Genomic DNA, 4,252 nt, shown 5'->3' with positions numbered 1-4,252 from the left:
TGTATTAATTAAATATACAGTAAATATTTGATTGGGTGATAATATAAAGGATCAAAAATTAATAAGTGTACCTGTTGCAACTGCAGTTGGCCTCGGTGCAATTATAGGCGCAGGCATATTTGTCTTAAGTGGAACAACAATAGCCTTGGCAGGTGCCAATGCATTAATTGCTTTTGCCCTTGTTGGTGTTCTTGCAATAATAATAGCCATGGAATTCGGTGAGCTCGGATCCATAATGCCGCATGCAAAGGGGGCCTCATTTTCATTTATTTTTGAGGCATTCGGCAGCGAGATGGGTTTTATAACCGGAATTCTCTTATATTTTAGTTTCTCCACAGCAATTGCGGCAATAGCCCTGGGCTTTGGTTCATATCTTGGAAGCCTAACAGGCCTTCATTCTGGTTATTACTCCATTATTTTTGCAATTATTTTAATATTTGTATTATCAATTTTAAATATTATTGGAATTAAAAAGGCTGCAAGTGCAGATTTTTATCTTGTAATGATAAAGCTCGGAATACTGACAATTTTTGTTATTTCCGCAGTTGTGCTTGCATATTCAACAAAAACATTAAATGTATCAAATTTTACAGTTCCACCCTCCAAGGATAATGTTTATGCGATATTCTCTGCAAGCATAGCTGTATTTTTTGCATATTCTGGATTTCAGTCAATATCTACATTAACATCAGATGTTAACGGCGGTGCAAACAAGGCAGCAAAGGCAATAGTATTCTCAGTTGTAATAAGCATGATATTCTATATATTAGTCGTTGTTGCATTAATATTAATGGTTCCGGCCTCAAAGTATACTGTATCTGCGGATCCATTAGCATTTGCATTAAGTTATGTACATGCACCGTATTATCTTTACTTTATTGTAACAATAGGTGCCTTAATAGCAACAACTTCGGCAACGCTTGCAATGATAATGACATCATCCAGAGTGCTTTACCAGATTGGTGAAAATAAGCTCCTTCCAAAATTCTTCAGAAAATTTAATTCAAAAAAAGATGTGTCTGTCAATGGTGTTATAATTTCCTCAGTAATAGGAATTGTAATGCTTTTCTCCGGCAATGTGTATATAATAGCAGCAATAAGCAATTTTGGGCTTTTACTATCATATCTTGTATCAAGCTTTGCAGTAATACATTTTAGAAGAATAAAAAAATCTGGAACGTTTAAAACACCTTTATACCCATATACAGTTATAGTTGCCATAATATTATTAGTTCTTTTCATATACGGAATGCCAAAGGAAGCCCTTGATATAGGTGTGATTATAATCCTAATATTATTTATGCTATATTATTTCTTTATAGAATTTAAACGTGATAGGGTAATAAGGGAGGAATTATTCAAATAATAATTAATTCATATTAAATTCTAAACTTTCAGGGTCAGGATTTCTGCCAAATATGTTAAAGCATCCTTAGAATTTATCACTTCCTGGATGCTTAAACTTTCTGGATATAACCCACTGGTTTTTATTTGCTAGATACTTGAACATTTAAATATTTTCCTGTTTATTCTTTTAACGAGCACTTTTTCATTTGGGAGTTTATGATCCTCATAAATAATTACATTTATATTACTTCATTTCCATTTATGTTATATATGCTTTATGGGCATGTTAAATGGACTTCCTGTTTTAGATTGCCATGCGGGAAAAATTAAAAGGAATTGATATGAAATTAAAATTTTAATCCAATAAGGGTCAAAACGACCTTTATCATAACAAATGTGATTATCACTATTATTATGCCCTTTACTGTACTGCTTTTAAATTTATTCATCAGGAAAGATCCGGTAAAGCCACCCAATATGCCCCCAACAAGGACGATTATCCATAGCAAGTAGTTAACGCCATGAAGCAACGATAAATATGATAAGAATCCGCTGGCAGAACTAAAAAGTGCTATATATCCTGCAGTTCCAGATATTTTCTTGAAATCAGTTTCTATAAATGTTAACACAGGAAGTATAATCATGCCACCGCCTACACCAAGAAGACCTCCAAGGAATCCTGCAAGTGCACCAACAGATATTCCAAGGTAAAGCCCTTTCACGCCCTTAAATTTTGATTCCTCATTAACTGCTTTTTTCATTTTTATAAGATTATAAAGTGTGTATGCAAGAAATGCAACAAATATCCATAATAATATATGCTTTGGTGTATGTATTCCTATGTATGCTCCTACAGGCGCCATTATAACCGCAGGTATTAAAAACATTGTCCCAAGCTTCCAGTTTATCCTTTTTTTTCTGCCGTTATTTGCAGTTGATGAGGATAATGAAAAAACATTAAGAAGTAAGCCGGCAGCGGCCGCTATTGAAAATGGTATCCCCAGCGAATAATATACTGGTATAAGCGTATTTGCAGCACCAACACCTGCAATTGCAAATAATGCAGATAAAAGCCATGTAATAAAAAGAATAAAAATATATAAAATCGTCATAAATTATCATCTTCTTTCTTTTTCATAGCATGTTGTGCAAAGCTTTTTATTCTTCCAGATTTTTATATAATTCTCAAATACAAGCTCGTGGCAGTCGTCGCATTCTATTTTCTTTGATGTTTTCTTCAATGGAGTGTATGTAAAATCTTTTAAAAACTCATATCTAAACAGTTTCTCATCAGGTATTGATGTTAAATAATCTATAACCTCATTAGATACATCCAGAGGTATTTCCGATGGTTCATAGCCCTTATAACGGTACTCAAAAAATTTGAATTTTTCAAGATCCTTAAGTATATCATCGTTTACTATTACACGTACAGCCCCCTTTTCAGGTTTGTATAATATTGCTGCGGCCTTGCCGTAATTCATCAGCTTAAATATCTGTTTTCCGTATGTGCATCCCGTTGCAGCCTGCAATCCGTCGTTAAAGCAGCCCTGCAAGTGCTCATCACCCATTTCTGAAAATAGGAAGGTTTTGTGATCCCTTTCCCTTTCTACTCCAAGAAGCCTCATTGCATACTCTCCAGCCATAAAACCCAGTGGCATATACGGACATCTGTGCCCATGAAAATCATAGGCAAATTCAGGTATTATGTGTATTTGTTCCATATTTTTCACAGCACAATATTATATTGAAATATTTAAAGTTAATTGACCGGTCAATTAATAATTAAAATAATAGGTTGTATTAAATTTATTTTCACATATAAAAACCAATTAGATTTGTTTCTTATAAATAATGTCAGTAAATTCCAGGTGATATTTTCTCATAAAGGAACTATTTATATGGCAATGTCTCAAGATATTCCAGTAAGGCATCCGTTCTGACCTTTATAGCAGGCCTGCATTCTGTTGTTTCTGTGCCTGCAAAGGTATTATTCTCACATAATTTCATTGCAGGGTCTCCTCCACATACACTTAAATCATCGCACGTATTTTTGCACACGGTTTTTCCCAAATCAATTTCATTTTTTATTTTTACTAATTTTTGATTTGTTATAACATCATTTAGTGATTTAATATTCATTATATTTGCAAATATAAACGCCCATAATTTGCATGGGGTTACGGTTGCCAGAACCGATGTAAATGCGGATAAATTACCTGCAGCATCTATTGTAATTATCTGAAGTGGTTTGCCTGCATCACGTTCTGTTTCAATTCCATTTTCAATAACTGCTCTTTCTGTGTCCTCCCATCTTAGAAAGATGTCCACCCCCGAATTTTCCCTTATTGTTAAAATTTTATAAATAAAATTTTTAAATTTCTCATATGATATTCCTGAGTTAAGGTTAATTACGCGATTTGACCCATCTATCCTTACAGGATTAAGGGATACATTTTTTATTCCATTTAATACATAAAACTTCCAGATAGTATCAGGATAATTACGGGCTTCCGGAGTTAATGCTGTTATGGCATGAAATTGATAATTTTCGCTATTTAGCAGATTAATTCCCCCTTAAAACAAGATTAAATGTACCATTACCAGGGCGATCCATTCGGTATTTATCATGGATGAATCCCGGTGGATCCATACTAATGCCAATGTTTACACTCCATTTTTTGAAAAAGGATATCCATTTTTTGCTTATCAATGTTCCATTTGCCTGTATTCTATGATAAATTTTAATATTAAATTTATTGTGTGATTCTATAATTTGAAGGGCCTCATCATAAAAACTCACAGGAATACTGAGTGGTTCACCGGCGTGCCATACAAATGAGATGTGGTTCTACGAATTTTCGGATTCCAAAATTAATTTAGCTGAAACTTTATAATTTGATAA

5 protein-coding genes are annotated in these 4,252 nt (G+C 33.6%); 1 reads left to right on the top strand and 4 read right to left on the bottom strand.

Annotated features, from left to right (window positions below):
• The first annotated feature begins 31 nt into the window (after window positions 1-31).
• A complete protein-coding gene (locus AOG55_RS03880; RefSeq protein WP_231563450.1) occupies window positions 32-1,366 on the top strand; it encodes an APC family permease in 1,335 nt (444 codons plus the stop codon).
• Between the two features lie 328 nt (window positions 1,367-1,694).
• Here the strand turns inward: AOG55_RS03880 and AOG55_RS03875 are convergent, their stop codons facing one another.
• The 4 genes from AOG55_RS03875 to AOG55_RS03860 all read right to left on the bottom strand — a co-directional run bounded on the left by AOG55_RS03875 (window position 1,695) and on the right by AOG55_RS03860 (window position 4,150).
• Window positions 1,695-2,459, bottom strand: a complete 765-nt coding sequence (locus AOG55_RS03875; RefSeq protein ID WP_048102328.1) for a sulfite exporter TauE/SafE family protein — start codon at window positions 2,457-2,459, stop codon at window positions 1,695-1,697.
• A gap of 6 nt (window positions 2,460-2,465) precedes the next feature.
• The gene (locus AOG55_RS03870; protein ID WP_055032569.1) at window positions 2,466-3,071 is read right to left on the bottom strand and encodes an FmdE family protein; all 606 of its coding nucleotides are present in this window, start codon (window positions 3,069-3,071) and stop codon (window positions 2,466-2,468) included.
• A gap of 169 nt (window positions 3,072-3,240) precedes the next feature.
• Entirely contained in the window at window positions 3,241-3,678 is a 438-nt protein-coding gene (locus AOG55_RS03865; RefSeq protein ID WP_055032568.1) for a hypothetical protein, read from the bottom strand.
• Between the two features lie 235 nt (window positions 3,679-3,913).
• Window positions 3,914-4,150 (bottom strand): hypothetical protein, encoded by a 237-nt coding sequence (locus AOG55_RS03860; protein WP_055040917.1) that lies wholly within the window; start codon window positions 4,148-4,150, stop codon window positions 3,914-3,916.
• Between the last annotated feature and the right edge of the window lie 102 nt (window positions 4,151-4,252).

Origin of the sequence: Acidiplasma cupricumulans (assembly GCF_001402935.1) — an archaeon.
Classification (GTDB): Archaea; Thermoplasmatota; Thermoplasmata; order Thermoplasmatales; family Thermoplasmataceae; genus Acidiplasma; species Acidiplasma aeolicum.
Note: the sequence above shows the minus strand (reverse complement) of the source record. Positions and strands in the feature narration are given on the sequence as shown.

Excerpts from the sequence above, each read along its gene's own strand:
- AOG55_RS03875 (WP_048102328.1), bottom strand. The coding sequence starts at position 2,459 with ATGACGATTTTATATATTTTTATTCTTTTTATTACATGGCTTTTATCT.
- AOG55_RS03870 (WP_055032569.1), bottom strand. The coding sequence starts at position 3,071 with ATGGAACAAATACACATAATACCTGAATTTGCCTATGATTTTCATGGG.